Genomic DNA, 14886 nt, shown 5'->3' on the forward strand with positions numbered 1-14886 from the left:
TTACAGGTGAATACAGGCTGACCATGACCAAACCGATCCTGTTACTGGCCCTGGAGGAGGGCCGACTTTCCGAACAGCATCTGGCCCGGCTGCGGGAACTGGCGCCGGGCTACGAAGTGATTCAGAGCCGAGACGAAACCGAGATTCGGGCCCTCATCCACCGCATCGAAATCGTGGTGGGGGACATCCCGTGGGAGCTGCTGGGCGAGGCATCCCGGCTGCGTTGGGTGCAGCTCTGGGGTGCGGGTGCGGACTGGCTCATGCGCTATCCGGAGGCGGCCCGGCATCCGTTCATCCTCACCAACGCTTCGGGTGTCCATCCTATCCCCATCAGCGAACACATCTTCGCCCTGCTCCTGGCCCTGGCCCGCCGCCTTCCCCAGGCCTTCCGGGCCCAGCAAGCCCACCGCTGGGAATCGCCCGATTGGGACGATGTCTTTGAGCTGGCGGGCAAAACCCTGGTGCTGGTGGGCGTGGGCGCCATCGGGGAGCGGACCGCGCAGGTGGCCCGGGCGCTGGGCATGGCGGTGGTGGGCGTGCGCCGGGACCCGACCCGCCCGGCGGCGGGCGTGGAGCGCATGGTTTCGCCCGACCAGCTGTTGGATGTCCTGCCGGAGGCCGACTTCGTGGTCATCACCGCGCCGTTGACGCCGGAAACCCGGGGACTCATCGGGCGGGAAGCGCTGCGGGCCATGAAGCCCACCGCCTGCATCGTTAACATTGGCCGAGGCGCCATCATCCAGGAGGAGGCCCTGATCCAGGCGTTACAGGAAGGCTGGATCAGGGGCGCAGGTCTGGATGTGGTGGCCACCGAGCCCCTGCCGGCCGACTCTCCCCTGTGGGATATGGAAAATGTGATCATCACGGCCCACTACGCGGGTAAGACGCCCTGCTACGACGAGCGGGCTTTCGCCATTTTGGAGGACAATCTGCAGCGTTTTCTGGCCGGCCAGCCCCTGCGCAACGTGGTGGACAAGCAGGCCGGGTATTGACCCGCACAGGAGCCGGATACCCCGGGGAAGGGCGGCTGCGAAAAGGAGGTCACGATATGGCAGAACTGGATCGATTTCGAGGTGCGCTGTTGGGCCTGGCCTGCGGCGATGCGGTGGGCACCACGCTGGAGTTCCAGCCCCGGGGACATTTCGAACCCCTGACAGACATGGTGGGAGGTGGGCCATTCCACCTGGCACCGGGCGAATGGACCGACGATACCTCCATGGCCCTGTGTCTGGCCGCCAGCCTGGTGGCCTGCAACGGCTTCGATGCCCGGGACCAGATGGATCGCTACGTGGCCTGGATGCAGCAGGGCTACATGAGCAGCAACGGACGCTGCTTCGACATCGGCATCACCGTCTCCACCGCCCTCCGCCGCTACCTGGCCACCGACGACCCCTTCAGCGGCTCCGCCGATCCCCTCAGCGCCGGCAATGGCTCCCTCATGCGCCTGGCCCCGGTGGCTCTGTTCTTCTACCCCAACCTGGAGGCCATAGTCCACTATGCGGGGGAGAGCTCCCGCACCACCCACGGCACGGCGGAATGCGTGGACGCATGCCGACTGTTCGCGGCCATGCTCTACAAGGCCCTCGCCGGAAAAGACAAAGAGACCATCCTCGCGCCGCCCCACCTGCCCGCGGAGACAACGGGCCCGGCAGGGCTGGCCCCCAAGATTCAGGCCATCGCCGAGGGCAATTACCGGGACAAGGCCGAGGCCGAGATCGTGGGCAACGGCTACGTGGTCAACAGCCTGGAAGCCGCGCTCTGGTGCTTCTGGCGGACAGACAGCTACCGGGAGGCGATCCTGCAGGCGGCAAACCTGGGCGACGACGCAGACACCACCGCGGCCATCTGCGGCCAGCTGGCCGGCGCCTACTACGGCGCATCCGCCATCCCGGCCTCGTGGCTGGAGCGGCTGGCCCTGCGTGACCAGATCGAGGAGCTGGCTGCCCAACTTTACCAGGTGGCTGCGGAGCGGGAAGGAGATAAAGGAGGGAGGAGGGTAGACAGTAGAGGGTAGACAGTAGACAGTAGACAGTAGACGGTAGACGGTAGATGGTAGATGGTAGATGGTAGATGGTATGGGGGAGATGGCGGACAGAGGGGATGGGTTTGTGATAAAATTGTGCCAGGAGGCGTAAAGACGCCCAGGAATCAGATGGTACATCGTTGTGGAATAGGGGTGCAAAAGGCCTCTTTGGGCCCGAGGAGAGCATGGCTGAGAGGGGGCCATGAGGAGGGACGCCATGAACGAATCCACCCATTCGACCCGTGTGTCAGATGCCACATCGAGCCGGGTGTGGACGGAGATTCGGCAACGGATGGAGGAGCGGCGAGCTCGGGTGCGCCGGCTACAGCGGAAGGCGCGGCTGGCCTCCCTGGGCCTGTTGGGCCTGGCCCTGGACACCGCCCGCACAGCCTGCCGGGAAGGCCAGGACTGGCTCGACCGGGCTGAGGCCCGGGGTGAAGCCCTGGAGCAGGAGCTCCATACCCGGCTCCAGGCCATGGGCCCGTGCGGCCGGGCTGTGGATGAACTGTTGACCTGCCTGGGCATGGCGCCGGCTGCGCGCCAGCCGGCTGAAATCCCCATCGCGCCGGCCGAAACCCCACCCTTCCCTGACTACGATGACCTCACCGCACCCGAGATCCTCCAGCGCCTGGATGCCCTGGATGCGGACGGGCTGGCCCGGCTGCGACGCTACGAGGCGGCCCACAAGCAACGGGTCACCATCCTGCGGGCGGTGGATGAACGGTTGGGCGGGAATTTGAAGATTGAAGATTGAAGATTGGGATGATTCGAGGCGAGCTGCGCGGCCGTTGACTTTCGTCCGGCCCTGTGATAGACTCGCGCCCACATATGGCGAAAGGCGATGACAGGGAGAGGTTGCCCGGCCTTCCCGGCGCCCAGAGAGCGACGCCACCGGCTGCAAGCGTCGCCGTCGGCCCCGGGCAATGACACCCTCGAGCCGACCGGTGAACGTGCGGCAAAGCTGTCGTGAAAAGCTGTCGTGATCAGTAGCCGGGATCCGGGTGCGCCCGTTATCGCGCCACGGCCCGCTATCGGCAATCTGGCTGGTAGGGCCGGCTGAGGCTCCAGCGCGGAGCGAATGGTGGTGGCACCACGGGTGGCTTTGGCCCTCGTCCTCCAATGGACGGGGGTTTTTTATTTGGCGCAAGGAGCTGGGCGGATGGTCCAACCCGGCTGTTTACGGCGGCGCGGCCCAGCGATCGATTCAAGGAAGGAGACATTCCCATGGCGAGCAGCGCTTCACCGATTCGGGTACGCACCCACGAAATCCTGACCCACGTGGGCGAACGGGTCATCCTGCAGGGCTGGCTCCACAACCTGCGCCGCCTGGGCGGGGTCAACTTCATCATCCTGCGGGACGGCTGGGGGACGGTTCAGGCCGTCACGGAGGACGAGGCCGACCTGGCACCGCTGCTCCAGGAAGGGCTGGGCGTGGAGACGGTGATTCGGCTGACGGGTACGGTGGTGGCCACCCCCCAGGCGCCCGGCGGCGTAGAGCTCCATCAACCCGAGCTGGCGGTGATTACCCCGGTACAGGAGGCGCCGCCCCTGGCCCTCAACAAACGGCGGCTCCGCGCCGCGCTGCCCACCCTGCTGGACCACGCCGTCATCGCCAACCGGCACCCGTCCCGCCGGGCTGTCTTCCGACTGGCGGCGGGCCTCATGGCCGGCTTTCGGGCGGCCCTCGCTGACCGGGGCTTCACCGAGATCCAGACGCCCAAGATTGTGGCCTCCGCCACCGAAAGCGGGGCCAACGTTTTCACCATCGACTATTTCGGCCGGCCCGCCTACCTGGCCCAGAGCCCCCAGTTCTACAAACAGATCATGGTGGGCGTCTTCGAGCGGGTCTATGAAGTCGGTCCCGTCTTCCGGGCAGAGCCCCACGACACGGCCCGTCACATCAATGAATACGTCAGCCTGGACGCGGAATTCGGGTTCATCCAGGACCACTTCAGCGTCATGGCCCTGCTGCGAGAGGTCCTGGCCCACATGTTGGCGCACCTGGCCGAGGCATACGCGCCCGAGCTGGCCCTCCTCCAGCTCAGCCTGCCGCCGGTGCCGGCCACCATCCCCCACATCCACTTCGCCGATGCCCAGGAGCTCATCTTCCAGCGCCACGGCGTGGATGTGCGGGGCGAGCCGGACCTGTCCCCCCAGGACGAACGGTGGTTGGGCGCCTGGGCACAGGCCGAACATGGCAGCGACTTCCTGTTTGTCACCGGCTATCCCATGGCCAAACGCCCCTTCTACACCCATCCCGATCCCAATCGGCCCGGGTATTCCAACTCCTTCGACCTCCTCTTCCGGGGCGTGGAGCTGGTCACCGGCGGACAGCGACTGCACCGTTACCCGGATTATCTGGCCGCGCTGGAGGGAGCCGGGCTGTCGCCCGAGCCATTTGCTACCTACCTGGAGGCGTTCCGCTACGGCATGCCACCCCACGGCGGCTTCGCCATCGGCCTGGAACGGCTCCTGATGCAGTTGCTGGATGCGCCCAACCTGCGCCTGACCACCCTCTTCCCCCGGGACATGACGCGCCTGGCGCCATGAGGCACCCGGGCGGGCACCGATTCCCGTAGGGGCGGGCGTCCCGTCCGATGTCGCCGGCCGCGAAAGGGCGCGGCTTCCAGCCGCCCGATGGTGTCAGGCCCCGGCAGGTGAAGGCGCGGCAACGGATGCGCAATATGTAGGGGTGAATCATGATTCGCCCCGCCTACGAGGGGGCGACGATGGGTGGTAGGGTCCTATGCTTTACGGGGGCCGATGCCGGTGGTATACTCATAGCCATTCATGCACATGTCCATGGTTTGGACTAGATGGGAGATACCATGCCGATCAGCACATCATCCTTCGGCGATGAGCGGGACAGCCGCTACAACGAGTACGAAAAGACCGATCTCTATGACCAGGAGACGCTGGACTTTCCCGGCCTGAGCGCCGCCATGGCCGAGTCCTTCCTGAAGAAGCTGGGCGGTGGTGTGGCCGAAAAGGAATGCCGGGTGGAGGGAGTGGGCTGGAACGCCACCATCCATCCCCGAGAGGACGGCGTGGCTGTGGAGTTCGATGCCCACGAGGAGCTGTTGGACGACCTGATCCGCCGCTTCGAGTTGATGGCCGAAAAAGCCAGCGGTTAGTACCAGGAGGCGTAAGCGCGCCCCGAAATCAGATGGTACGTCGCAGGCGGGTTCACGCGCTTCACGATTGGTCACGATACGTCCGACCAGGAAGCCGGACAGGGGTGCCTGCACCGCTGTCACGCAAGGAGGCGTGACCCGCGGCACTACCACGTACCATCCACAATGGGCCTCCCCTCGCCCGGTCAGCCCATCCGACACCCCCAACCTGACAGAAGGACATCACCGGAAGCGGATATGCGCAAGTGTACCGTACGGGCAGGCAGCAACATCGCCTTCATCAAGTACTGGGGCGTGGCCGATCCCGCCCTCAACCTGCCCCTAAGCAACTCCATCAGCATGACCCTGGCCGATGCCTACACCGTCACCACCGTGGCCTGGGAGGAGCGCCCGGCTCAGGCTCGGGGTGAAGCCCCGGACGAAATCGTACTGGATGGCGTGCGCCTGGAGGGGGAAGCAGCCCAACGCATCGTGGCCCACCTGGATCGCCTGCGGGCCCTGGCCCAGGTGGACTGGCGGGCACGGGTGGTCAGCCAGAACAACTTTCCGGCGGCCGCGGGCATTGCCAGCTCGGCCAGCGGCTTTGCCGCCCTGACGGTGGCCGGCTGCCGGGCCTTGGGCCTGGAGCTGAGCCCGACCCGGCTTTCGGCCCTGGCCCGCCGTGGCAGTGGTTCTGCCTGCCGCAGCATCTTCGGTGGCTTCGTGGAATGGGAGCAAGGCCACGACGACACCACCAGCGTGGCCCGTCCGCTCTTCCCGGCCGAACACTGGGACCTTCACGACGTGGTGGCGGTGGTCAGCCGCGCGGCCAAGGCGGTCAGCAGCGCCGGCGGTCATCAGGTGGCCGCCACCAGCCCCTTCAACGCAGCCCGCATTGCCAGCCTGCCGCCCCTGTTGGCCACAGTGCGCGACGCCATCGCAGCGCGAGACATCAGCCGGCTGGGACCTGCCATCGAACAGGATGCGCTGGCCATGCACGGGGTGATGATGACCAGCCACCCCAGCCTCCTCTACTGGCAGCCCGGCACCGTGGAGGTGCTCCATGCGGTGCGGCGCTGGCGCCAGGAGGAAGGGCTGGCCGTCTATTTCACCATCGACGCCGGCCCCAACGTGCATCTGATCTGTGAACAGGACCAGGTTGGCCCGGTGGTCCAGCGGCTGCAACAACTGGCCAGCGTCCAGCAGATCCTGGTCAGCGGCCCGGGCCCTGGACCGGTGGAATTGGATGAACACCTGTTTTGATGGCGCCCGCTCTCTTCACTGGGCGCATCCGCCCATGCGGCGTCGTCTCGTCTGGATCGACATCCTCCGATGCCGACTCCGCGTCATGAGGGTGGCCCGTATGCGAAAGTCTTGGGCCGATGATTGAAATCATCGGCTGGCACACCACAAGTGCGTTGAAACGCACTCCACGGGGCAGATTGCACCCGGATTGAATCCGGAAAGATCCTTTGATTCTGATTAAGGAGAGGAACCCCATGAGCAAGCTGCCGGGCGGTGCCCTGGCCAGCCGTCCCCTCCACTTCTTTTGGATCGCCGATTGTTCCGGCTCCATGGGGGTGGACGGCAAGATCCAGGCGCTGAACAACGCCATTCGGGAAGCCATCCCCCACATGCAGCAGGTCGCCCTGGAGAACCCCAACGCTCAGGTCCTGGTGCGGGCCATCGCCTTCGCCCACGGTGCCCGCTGGCATGTGGCCCAGCCCACCCCGGTGGCCGACTTCCGCTGGCCCGATCTGAAGGCGGGCGGCGAGACCGACATGGGCCAGGCCCTGCGCCTGGTGGCCGAGCAGCTCCGGGTGGAAGCCATGCCCGCCCGGGCTTTGCCGCCGGTCCTGGTCCTGATTTCCGACGGTCAGCCCACGGACAATTTTGACGCCGGGCTCCAGGCGCTGATGGAACAGCCCTGGGGCAAGAAGGCCGTGCGCATCGCCATCGCCATCGGCGACGACGCCGATCTCAGCATCCTGCAAAAGTTCATCGGCCACCCCGAGTTCCAACCCCTCCAGGCCAACAACGCCGATACCCTGGTTCGCTATATCCGTTGGGCATCTACCGAGGTCCTCAAGTCTGCCTCTTCGCCAGCCAGCCAGGCCACCACGGCGACAGCCGCTACTAATGTTCCCCTGCCCCCGGCACCGGACGCCGGCACCCTGCCGGAATCGGCGGAAGACGTCTGGTGAGGTAACCGGAGGCCCCTGTATGTACCCGGCCGGCAGCCAGTGGTGGGTCCTGGGCCAGAGCGTGCGCGGGGCACGCCATCGACGGGGCCACAGCCCCAACCAGGATGCCCTGGCCCGGCTGCACCCGGGACCGACGTCCCAGGCCCTCCTGGCTGTGGCGGACGGCCACGGCAGCCCCCGCTATCGGCGCAGCCACCAGGGCGCCAAGCTGGCCGTGCAGGCGGCCATCCGTGGCCTCCACGAGTTTGTCACCTCCCACGGGGCGGTGGAGAACTTGTCTACCCTCAAGCGAGGAGCCACCGAACCACTCCCCAAACGCATCGTCCACCTCTGGCAGATGGCAGTGGCCGAACATCTGGCTGTCCATCCGCCGTCCACGGACGAGCAGGCACCTTCCGCCCATGCCCTCTACGGATCCACGCTCCTGGCCGCGGCCGTCACGCCCCGCTACCTGCTCCTGCTCCAACTGGGCGACGGGGACATCCTCATCGTCGACGACGCCGGCCAGGTCAGCCGCCCGCCTTTCCCGCCGGATCCGCGCCTGCTGGGGAACCAGACCATTTCCCTGATCGATGAGCGGGCCTGGGCCGAGTTTCGGGTGCACTTCCAACCCCTGGCGGACCATCCGCCGGCCCTGGTGCTGCTGGCCACCGATGGCTATGCCAACGCCTTCGCCACCGAGGCCGATTTTCTCCAGGTGGGCACCGACCTGCTGGCAGCCATCCGGCAGGAAGGGCCACGCAAGGTCCAGCAGCGGCTGGCCCACTGGCTGACCCTCACGTCGGAGCAGGGCAGCGGTGACGACATCACCGTGGGGCTGCTCTACCGGGCTGGCTGAACTTCGGGTGGACATGACAGCCCGTCCCTCCGGCAGGAAGATTTGGCGCTATAGCCGGAGTGTGATATGCTGGCTCAGCCATAGTGGACATCGATCTGCAAAATGGCAACGGTGACGGTCCCTCGACCGAGAAAGGAGGCGTAGCTATGGAAGTTGTAAATCGCCACGCGCTTGCAGCCCTAAATGAAATGCGCCTATCGGTCGTGAGGAGACCTCGCCCCCACGCTCTGACATAACCCCCTACAGATTGAACCGGCAGCCGACCGGGGATACAGAGAAAAGACGGGGTCCCTCCCCTGCGGGGAAGGAATGGCCGCGGGCGCATGGCGTTCGCGGCCTGTTGCATTGGGCAACGGCCCTGCCAGGCCTGGGCGCCAGCTGCCGACGACGACGCAAGTCGCGTCGGCCCCTCTCATCACCTTGTGCCAGACCTGACAGAGGAAGCGACCGTGTCTACACAACAACCACCCAACAGGGACCCCCGCGCAGAAAGCCCGGAAAAAGATTTCCAATCCGGGCCAAAGGGTGTCCCCGAGGATTCGTTTGAAGAAGGTTCGTTTGAGGATCTTGGGCAAGATCCAGATCAAGATCCATACGTCGAATATGCCCGCCAGTTTGATCCGGATTGGGCCGCAGCCATGGAAGATGCCCGACCTCGCCGACGAAAGGCCCGGAAGAGCCGGCAACAGATCGTGGCCGAGCTAGCCGAGGAGGCCGCGGGCCTGGAGGCGGGGTTCCACATCACCTACCGGCCTGCCCGCTATGAAGCCACGTGGCTGCTGGAGTCCCTGCGCCCGTTCTACGACCAGGGCGTGCTCCGGGATGTCCTGGCCCAGATCAAAGGAGGCAAGGAGGCCAGCGTCTATCGCTGTCAGGCCGACCCCTCCACGGGCCTGGAGCTGGTAGCGGCCAAGGTATACCGGCCGCGCCAGTTCCGCAACCTGCGCAACGACAAAATCTACCGGGAAGGGCGCCAGATCTTGAAGGCGGATGGCCGGCCGGCCAAGAAGAACGACCACCGCATGATGCGCGCCCTCCAGAAGAAGACCGACTTCGGCGCGCAGGTCGCCCACACCTCGTGGCTCATGTACGAATACACGACCCTGGAGCAGCTATATCAGGCCGGGGCGTCCGTGCCTCGTCCCCTCGCGGTGGCGGAGAATGCCATCCTGATGGGCTACATCGGGGACGAACGGCGGGCCGCGCCGACCCTCCATGAGACGGTGCTGACGGCCGACGAGGCACCTCGCCTCTTCGCCGAGACCCTGCGCAACGTGGAACTGATGCTGGAGTATGGCTTCATCCATGGCGACCTGTCGGCCTACAACATTCTGTACTGGGAAGGGCAGATCACCCTGATCGACTTTCCCCAGGTCACCAGCCTCCACGCCAACAGCAACGCCCGCTCCATCCTCCGGCGGGATGTGGAGCGGATCTGCGACTACTTCGCCCGCTACGGGCTGGACGCCAACCCCCAGGAGCTGGCCGCCAGCCTCTGGCAGCGGTATACCCGCATCACGCCCAACGACCTGCTGGCGGACTATTCTCGCCACGAAGCAGAGGAGGAAACGTAAGAGTACGCGGGGCATTGTCCCGTCTGAATTGATTCACACGCACGCACCATGGACCATGCCTTTACGCCTCACCAGCCATAGCGTTCCGGACCCCAAGGCCGGGTGGTGAGCTCCTGGCGGAGCATCACCACCTGCCGGTCCGGGACGTCCTCGTAGAGGACGACGCCTGGGCCCACGCAACTGTAGACCCCCACCCGCCGCCCCGGCATGATGATGGCGTTGACGCCCGTCCGGCAGAAGTCGCCGAAGTAGGCGGCATTGGCCCCGTGGAGGGGCGTCTCCTGCCGCCCACGCACCCGCCAGACGGTCTCGCCGTCGTCGAAGCGCAGGTTGCCGCAGACGGTGGCCGCGCCAAAGTCCACCGCTTCCCCCACCACGCCCCAGATCTCGCAGTAGTGGTAGCAGTAGACCCGGTCCAAAGCCACGCCGCTGAACTCGGCGCCGTGGCCGTAGACCCCACGCGCGCCCACGGTGGTGTGCCCGCCGATCAGGCAGTAGTCCCGAATCCGGGTTCCAGGGCCGACCGCCACCGGCCCGTCCAGGATGGCGCCGTTGATGACGCTGGCCCCATCGCCCAGCCAGAGGTCGCCCCGGATGCTCACCCGGTTGCCGATGACGCAATTCGCGCCCACTGCCAGCCGCCCCTGGATCTCCGCACCATCGTGGATGCGCGCCGTGGGATGGATCACCTCCCCCACCATCTCCCGGGCCATGGCATCCATCACCTGCCGGTTGGCTTCCAGGATGTGCCAGGGCTTGTCCAGGTCCACGTGGTAGCCCGGCGCTTCCACAGCCAGCACCGGCTCGCCGTCATCGATCATCATTTGCAGCGACTGGGCCATCTCCGCCTCCAGGGGAGGCATGCCTCCCACCGGCACCTGCCGCATGATCCCAGGATTATCCCGGAAGTAGGGGAGCGCGGCGGCGCGCAGGGCATAGACGCCACACAGACGAAATGAGCCCCCGCGACTGTGACCTTCGACCCCCAGAAGCCGTTCCCCTTCCGGGAAGGCGACGAGCCAGTCCTGAGGACGTTCCGGCCCCAGCGGCTGGATCAGGGCTGCGGCCAGGGGTCCCTCTTCCTGAAAGCGGATGAGCAGCCTGGCCAGGTTGCCGCGGTCGGTGGCCACGTCGCCCGACACCACCAGGCAGTCCTGGTCCAGCGCCTGGAGGCCCAGCAGCGCAGCCGTGGCCGTGCCCGTGGGCTCCGGCTGGCGGACGTAGACCGGCTGGATGGGGGCAGTGCGCAGGGCGGCGCGCACGCTGGCCTCCCCCGGGCCCACTACCACGGCCACCCGTTCGATACCCAATTGGACAAGATCATCCACGAGCCGGCGGACCAGGGGCACGTTGACAATGGGGAAGGCGGCCTTCTGACGTACCACGTTGTAGGGCCAGAAGCGGGTGCCGCGTCCTGCGGCCAGCACCACCGCGGCCCGGATGGGCTCAAGGCGCATCGGCATCTTGCTCCAGAGTTGTCTGAATGAGGGTCACCGTATGCTGGATGAGATATGCATCTCCCCGGGCGTGGCTGCCCATCAGGACAATGGCCCGGACTCCTGGCCCGTCAAAACGGTGAATCCAGGGGAAGAAGTTGGATTGCGCCATGGGTCCCTGTGATAAAACCGTGTTATAATGGCAGCGTACTGGCCCCATCGGATGGCTTCAGCCGGTGGCTTCGAAGCCCCGCACAGAAAGAGGAGAGCCATGCACCGTATTCCCGTCCGGCAGATCATGCAGACGACCGTTGTGACTGTTCATCCCGATGCCCTCATCGCCGACGCGGCCCAGTTGATGGAAGATTTCAACGTGCGCAGGCTCCCGGTGGTGGACGACGAAGATCACCTGGTCGGCATTGTCACCGACAGCGACGTGCGGGAAGCAGAAATGGCGGGCAGCGTCATGAGCACCTATGAACCCGGCGTCGACGTAGAGTGGCTCACCGTGGCCGACATCATGACGCCGGAGGTGATCACCATCGGACCGGATGCCACCGTGGGTGAGCTGGCTGCCATCCTGGCGGAACACAAGGTGGGCGGCGTGCCGGTGGTGGTGCCGGACGCCGCCGCGCCCAGGTATGTTCACGTGGTGGGGATCGTCACAGAGGTGGACATCTTTTCCATGATTGCCGCCGCCTGGAAGGCAGAGAGCCAGGCCCAGGTCTGAAGACTCAGATGGGCAACGGCGTGGAGGAGCGGATGCGGGCCACGATCTGGGGGAGCTGCTCCAACACGTAGGCCACATCCTCCGGCGTGTTGCTGTGCCCCAGGGTCAGCCGCAGGCCGCCCACCGCATCCCGAGGTGGAACGCCCATGGCCTCCAGCACGTGGCTGGGCCGATGGGAGGCACTGGTGCAGGCGCTGCCGCTGCTGGCAGCCACGCCGGCCAGATCCAGGCCAATCAGGACGCCTTCGGCTTCCACCCCCTGGATGACGAAGCTGGCGTGGGAACAGATGCGCTCCCGGCGCGATCCGGTCAGCCGGGCCCCGTCCACCGCCTCCAGAATGCCCCCGATGAGCTGGTCTCGCAACACCTGCAACCGCTCTGTCTCCTGGGGACGCTCCGCCTCCGCCAGGGCCAGGGCCTTGGCCATGCCCACGATGTAGGGCACATTTTCGGTGCCGGCCCGGCGACCGTTCTCGTGGCTGCCGCCGGTGATGAAGGGCAGGCAGGGCGTACCGCCGCGCAGGTAGAGGAAGCCCACCCCTTTGGGGCCATAGAACTTGTGGGCACTGCAGCTCAGGGCATCCACCTGGAGCTCATCCACCCGCAAGGGCAACTTACCGGCCGCCTGGACGGCATCGGTGTGGAAGGGGATGCCCCGCTCCCGGCATAGGGCGCCGATCTCGGCGATGGGCTGGATGGTGCCCACCTCGTTGTTGGCGTACATGACGGAGACCACCGCCACATCCTGGCCGTCGCCCAGGGCCGCGGCCACGTCAGCCGGGTCGACCCGTCCTTCGCCGTCCACCGGCACCAGGGTCAGCTCAAAGCCGAAGTGATCCCGCAGATCCTGGGCCGTGTAGAGCACCGCCTTGTGCTCCACCGGCGTGGTGACAATCCGGTTGGCGCCGGTGGCTTCCCGCCGGGCCAGGGCAATCCCACGGACGGCGGCGTTGTCGCTCTCCGTCCCACAGCTGGTGAAGATGATTTCGCTCGGGTGGGCCCCCAGGATCTCGGCGATGGTACGGCGGGCGGTAGTCAGGGCTACACTGGCCCGGCGTCCCAGGCTGTGGATGCTGGACGGATTGCCGTAGGCTTCGGTGAAGAAGGGCAGCATCGCCTCCAGCACCTCGGGCCGGACCGGTGTGGTGGCGGCATGATCCATGTAGATAAGACGACGATCTTGTGTAGTCACGGCGTTCAACCCCTTTTTGTCTATGCGAACCAGACGTTTCATCCATTGTAGCACGGCGCCATCGGGCGGGTCAAAGGCTTCCGCCCATGGGACCATGCTATATTTATGCCCGTTTGAAACCAGTAGATTCGATTGCCATTTAGTCAACAGGAGGCGATCATGGCAGATGTCATCGTTATCGGCGATGGGCCCGGCGGGCTGAGCGCAGCCCTCTTCCTGGCCAAGAACGGCAAGTCGGTCCAGGTTTTCGGCCAGGACGAGACGCCCATGCACTACGCCATGCTCTACAACTACCTGGGCATTCCCGAAATCAAGGGGAGCGATTTTCAGAAGATCGCCCGGGACCAGGTGACCAAGTTTGGCGCCACCCTCCACGACCAGGAGGTCACCCGGGTAGAACCCACCGACGACGGCTTCGTGGTCACCACCGCGGACGGCAGCCGCCATGAGAGCAAGTATGTGATCATCGCCGAAGGCAAAGGGCTGGAGCTGGCCGCCCAACTGAACCTCCCCCGTTCCCAAAGCGGTGTGGAGGTGGACCGCAACGGCCGCACCGCCATTGAGCGGCTGTACGTGGTGGGGCGCAGCACCCGCATCAACCGCAGCCAGGCCATCATCTCCGCCGGGGAAGGCGCCGCCGCCGCGCTGGACATTCTGTCCACTGAAGCGGGGCGGGATGTGCACGACTTTGACACGGTCAAGTAGGCCGGCCGGCAAAAACGATCCCCATGGAAACCATCATCACCGATAGCCCATCCCCCTACTGTTCTCACGTCTCCCGGGCCGTGGGCGAGCAAATCTTCGGCACCGCGGCCCGGAACACCCGGGTGTGGCTGGCGCTGGAGTATCCCCGCCCCTGGGGTGCCAAAGCCCTGGAGGAGAGCGACCTGCCCGCGCCGGTCAAGGAGCGGCTGGTCCACCTGCAGGCGCATGTACCCGGCTGTCGACTCCAGTTCATCAAACAGCAGGCCAATGGAGCGGCCGCGCCGTCCGGCATCCGCTGCTTCGTCGGCCTTTCCCGGGAGCAACGCTCCCAGCTCTACCAGATCCGGCTCCAGGAGTATGGAGAGCTCCTGTCCCTGGATCTGGCGGCCCTGGCCGCGGGCGAGCCTGTGGCCGGGGCAGAAGCCGTTCCAGGCCCCTTGTTCCTGGTCTGCACCAACGGCCGCCGGGATCGCTGCTGCGCCAAATTTGGCCTGCCCGTGTACCAGGCCATGGCCCACCACGCGGGTGCAGCCGTCTGGCAGACCACCCACACCGGCGGCCACCGCTTCGCCGCCACCCTGATCGCCCTGCCCGATGGCGTCTGCTACGGCTGGCTGACGCCCGAGGACGCGGTCCCCCTGGTGGAAGCCCACCGGCGGGAGCAGATCTATCGCCTGGATCGCTATCGGGGGCGCTCCTGTTACGGCCCGGTGGTCCAGGCGGCCGATTACTTCCTGCGCCGGGAAACCGGCCTCCTGGGGCTGGCCGACCTGCGCCTGGTGGACTGCCAGCCCGCGCCCGACGAACCGGACGTGTGGACGGTTCGCTTCGTCACCGCGACCGACGGCGCGCGCCATCAGCTGCGCCTGCGCCAGGAGCTGTCCCCCTTTGAACTGGCCCTGAGCTGTGGCAAAGAGGAAGCCGAGGCGGTGCCCCAGCATCGGCTCCTGGCCTGGGATGTGGAAAACCCCCGGTCGGCTTGACGGGTCCGCTTGCCGCTTCCTCCATTTTGACATCGATTGACATCCCGGGCCGCCGGAGCCCAGCAGGAAGCACGATCCTGTTGGTCCC

14 protein-coding genes are annotated in these 14886 nt (G+C 66.1%); 12 read left to right on the forward strand and 2 right to left on the reverse strand.

The features are described from left to right. Nucleotides 1–23 precede the first annotated feature (23 nt). The 9 genes from FKZ61_RS10280 to FKZ61_RS10320 all read left to right on the forward strand — a co-directional run bounded on the left by FKZ61_RS10280 (nt 24) and on the right by FKZ61_RS10320 (nt 9752). On the forward strand, nt 24–992 hold the full coding sequence (locus FKZ61_RS10280; RefSeq protein ID WP_141610031.1) for a D-2-hydroxyacid dehydrogenase: 969 nt from the start codon (nt 24–26) through the stop codon (nt 990–992). A gap of 56 nt (nt 993–1048) precedes the next feature. Continuing rightward, nucleotides 1049–2014, forward strand: coding sequence for an ADP-ribosylglycohydrolase family protein (locus FKZ61_RS10285; RefSeq protein ID WP_141610032.1), 966 nt, complete (start codon nt 1049–1051; stop codon nt 2012–2014). A 226-nt stretch (nt 2015–2240) separates the two neighbouring features. Further along, on the forward strand, nt 2241–2777 hold the full coding sequence (locus FKZ61_RS10290) for a hypothetical protein (RefSeq protein WP_141610033.1): 537 nt from the start codon (nt 2241–2243) through the stop codon (nt 2775–2777). Between the two features lie 470 nt (nt 2778–3247). After that, complete coding sequence (aspS, locus tag FKZ61_RS10295; protein ID WP_141610034.1) at nt 3248–4573, forward strand: aspartate--tRNA(Asn) ligase; 1326 nt, start codon at nt 3248–3250, stop codon at nt 4571–4573. Between the two features lie 278 nt (nt 4574–4851). Beyond that, nucleotides 4852–5157, forward strand: coding sequence for a hypothetical protein (locus FKZ61_RS10300; RefSeq protein WP_141610035.1), 306 nt, complete (start codon nt 4852–4854; stop codon nt 5155–5157). A gap of 237 nt (nt 5158–5394) precedes the next feature. Next, nucleotides 5395–6399, forward strand: a complete 1005-nt coding sequence (mvaD, locus tag FKZ61_RS10305) for a diphosphomevalonate decarboxylase (RefSeq protein ID WP_170199536.1) — start codon at nt 5395–5397, stop codon at nt 6397–6399. A 236-nt stretch (nt 6400–6635) separates the two neighbouring features. Further along, nucleotides 6636–7340 carry a vWA domain-containing protein gene (locus tag FKZ61_RS10310; protein WP_211358508.1) on the forward strand — a complete coding sequence of 235 codons (705 nt, stop codon included), beginning with the start codon at nt 6636–6638 and terminating at the stop codon, nt 7338–7340. Nucleotides 7341–7359: 19 nt separating this feature from the next. Continuing rightward, on the forward strand, nt 7360–8178 hold the full coding sequence (locus FKZ61_RS10315) for a PP2C family serine/threonine-protein phosphatase (protein ID WP_170199538.1): 819 nt from the start codon (nt 7360–7362) through the stop codon (nt 8176–8178). A gap of 638 nt (nt 8179–8816) precedes the next feature. Continuing rightward, nucleotides 8817–9752, forward strand: a complete 936-nt coding sequence (locus FKZ61_RS10320; protein ID WP_170199540.1) for an RIO1 family regulatory kinase/ATPase domain-containing protein — start codon at nt 8817–8819, stop codon at nt 9750–9752. A gap of 68 nt (nt 9753–9820) precedes the next feature. On the opposite strand, the gene FKZ61_RS10325 is transcribed toward FKZ61_RS10320, so the two are convergent. After that, nucleotides 9821–11215 (reverse strand): sugar phosphate nucleotidyltransferase, encoded by a 1395-nt coding sequence (locus tag FKZ61_RS10325; RefSeq protein WP_211358509.1) that lies wholly within the window; start codon nt 11213–11215, stop codon nt 9821–9823. Between the two features lie 244 nt (nt 11216–11459). Here FKZ61_RS10325 and FKZ61_RS10330 point away from each other — a divergent pair, with 244 nt between their 5' ends. After that, a complete protein-coding gene (locus FKZ61_RS10330; RefSeq protein WP_170199543.1) occupies nt 11460–11918 on the forward strand; it encodes a CBS domain-containing protein in 459 nt (152 codons plus the stop codon). A 4-nt stretch (nt 11919–11922) separates the two neighbouring features. Here FKZ61_RS10330 and FKZ61_RS10335 read toward each other — a convergent pair whose 3' ends face one another. Beyond that, nucleotides 11923–13110, reverse strand: a complete 1188-nt coding sequence (locus FKZ61_RS10335; RefSeq protein ID WP_229964209.1) for a cysteine desulfurase family protein — start codon at nt 13108–13110, stop codon at nt 11923–11925. Between the two features lie 159 nt (nt 13111–13269). On the opposite strand from FKZ61_RS10335, the gene FKZ61_RS10340 reads away from it, so the two are divergent. After that, nucleotides 13270–13815: an NAD(P)/FAD-dependent oxidoreductase gene (locus FKZ61_RS10340; RefSeq protein ID WP_141610041.1), complete on the forward strand. Its 546-nt coding sequence runs from the start codon at nt 13270–13272 to the stop codon at nt 13813–13815. Between the two features lie 23 nt (nt 13816–13838). Further along, entirely contained in the window at nt 13839–14798 is a 960-nt protein-coding gene (locus FKZ61_RS23945) for a sucrase ferredoxin (protein WP_141610042.1), read from the forward strand. The last annotated feature ends 88 nt before the right edge of the window (nt 14799–14886 follow it).

This window comes from Litorilinea aerophila, assembly GCF_006569185.2.
Lineage (GTDB): Bacteria > Chloroflexota > Anaerolineae > Caldilineales > Caldilineaceae > Litorilinea > Litorilinea aerophila.

Coding starts and splice junctions, on each gene's coding strand:
- FKZ61_RS10280 (WP_141610031.1), top strand. CDS start 24: ATGACCAAACCGATCCTGTTACTGGCCCTGGAGGAGGGCCGACTTTCC.
- FKZ61_RS10285 (WP_141610032.1), top strand. CDS start 1,049: ATGGCAGAACTGGATCGATTTCGAGGTGCGCTGTTGGGCCTGGCCTGC.
- FKZ61_RS10290 (WP_141610033.1), top strand. CDS start 2,241: ATGAACGAATCCACCCATTCGACCCGTGTGTCAGATGCCACATCGAGC.
- aspS (WP_141610034.1), top strand. CDS start 3,248: ATGGCGAGCAGCGCTTCACCGATTCGGGTACGCACCCACGAAATCCTG.
- FKZ61_RS10300 (WP_141610035.1), top strand. CDS start 4,852: ATGCCGATCAGCACATCATCCTTCGGCGATGAGCGGGACAGCCGCTAC.
- mvaD (WP_170199536.1), top strand. CDS start 5,395: ATGCGCAAGTGTACCGTACGGGCAGGCAGCAACATCGCCTTCATCAAG.
- FKZ61_RS10310 (WP_211358508.1), top strand. CDS start 6,636: ATGAGCAAGCTGCCGGGCGGTGCCCTGGCCAGCCGTCCCCTCCACTTC.
- FKZ61_RS10315 (WP_170199538.1), top strand. CDS start 7,360: ATGTACCCGGCCGGCAGCCAGTGGTGGGTCCTGGGCCAGAGCGTGCGC.
- FKZ61_RS10320 (WP_170199540.1), top strand. CDS start 8,817: ATGGAAGATGCCCGACCTCGCCGACGAAAGGCCCGGAAGAGCCGGCAA.
- FKZ61_RS10325 (WP_211358509.1), bottom strand. CDS start 11,215: ATGCCGATGCGCCTTGAGCCCATCCGGGCCGCGGTGGTGCTGGCCGCA.
- FKZ61_RS10330 (WP_170199543.1), top strand. CDS start 11,460: ATGCACCGTATTCCCGTCCGGCAGATCATGCAGACGACCGTTGTGACT.
- FKZ61_RS10340 (WP_141610041.1), top strand. CDS start 13,270: ATGGCAGATGTCATCGTTATCGGCGATGGGCCCGGCGGGCTGAGCGCA.
- FKZ61_RS23945 (WP_141610042.1), top strand. CDS start 13,839: ATGGAAACCATCATCACCGATAGCCCATCCCCCTACTGTTCTCACGTC.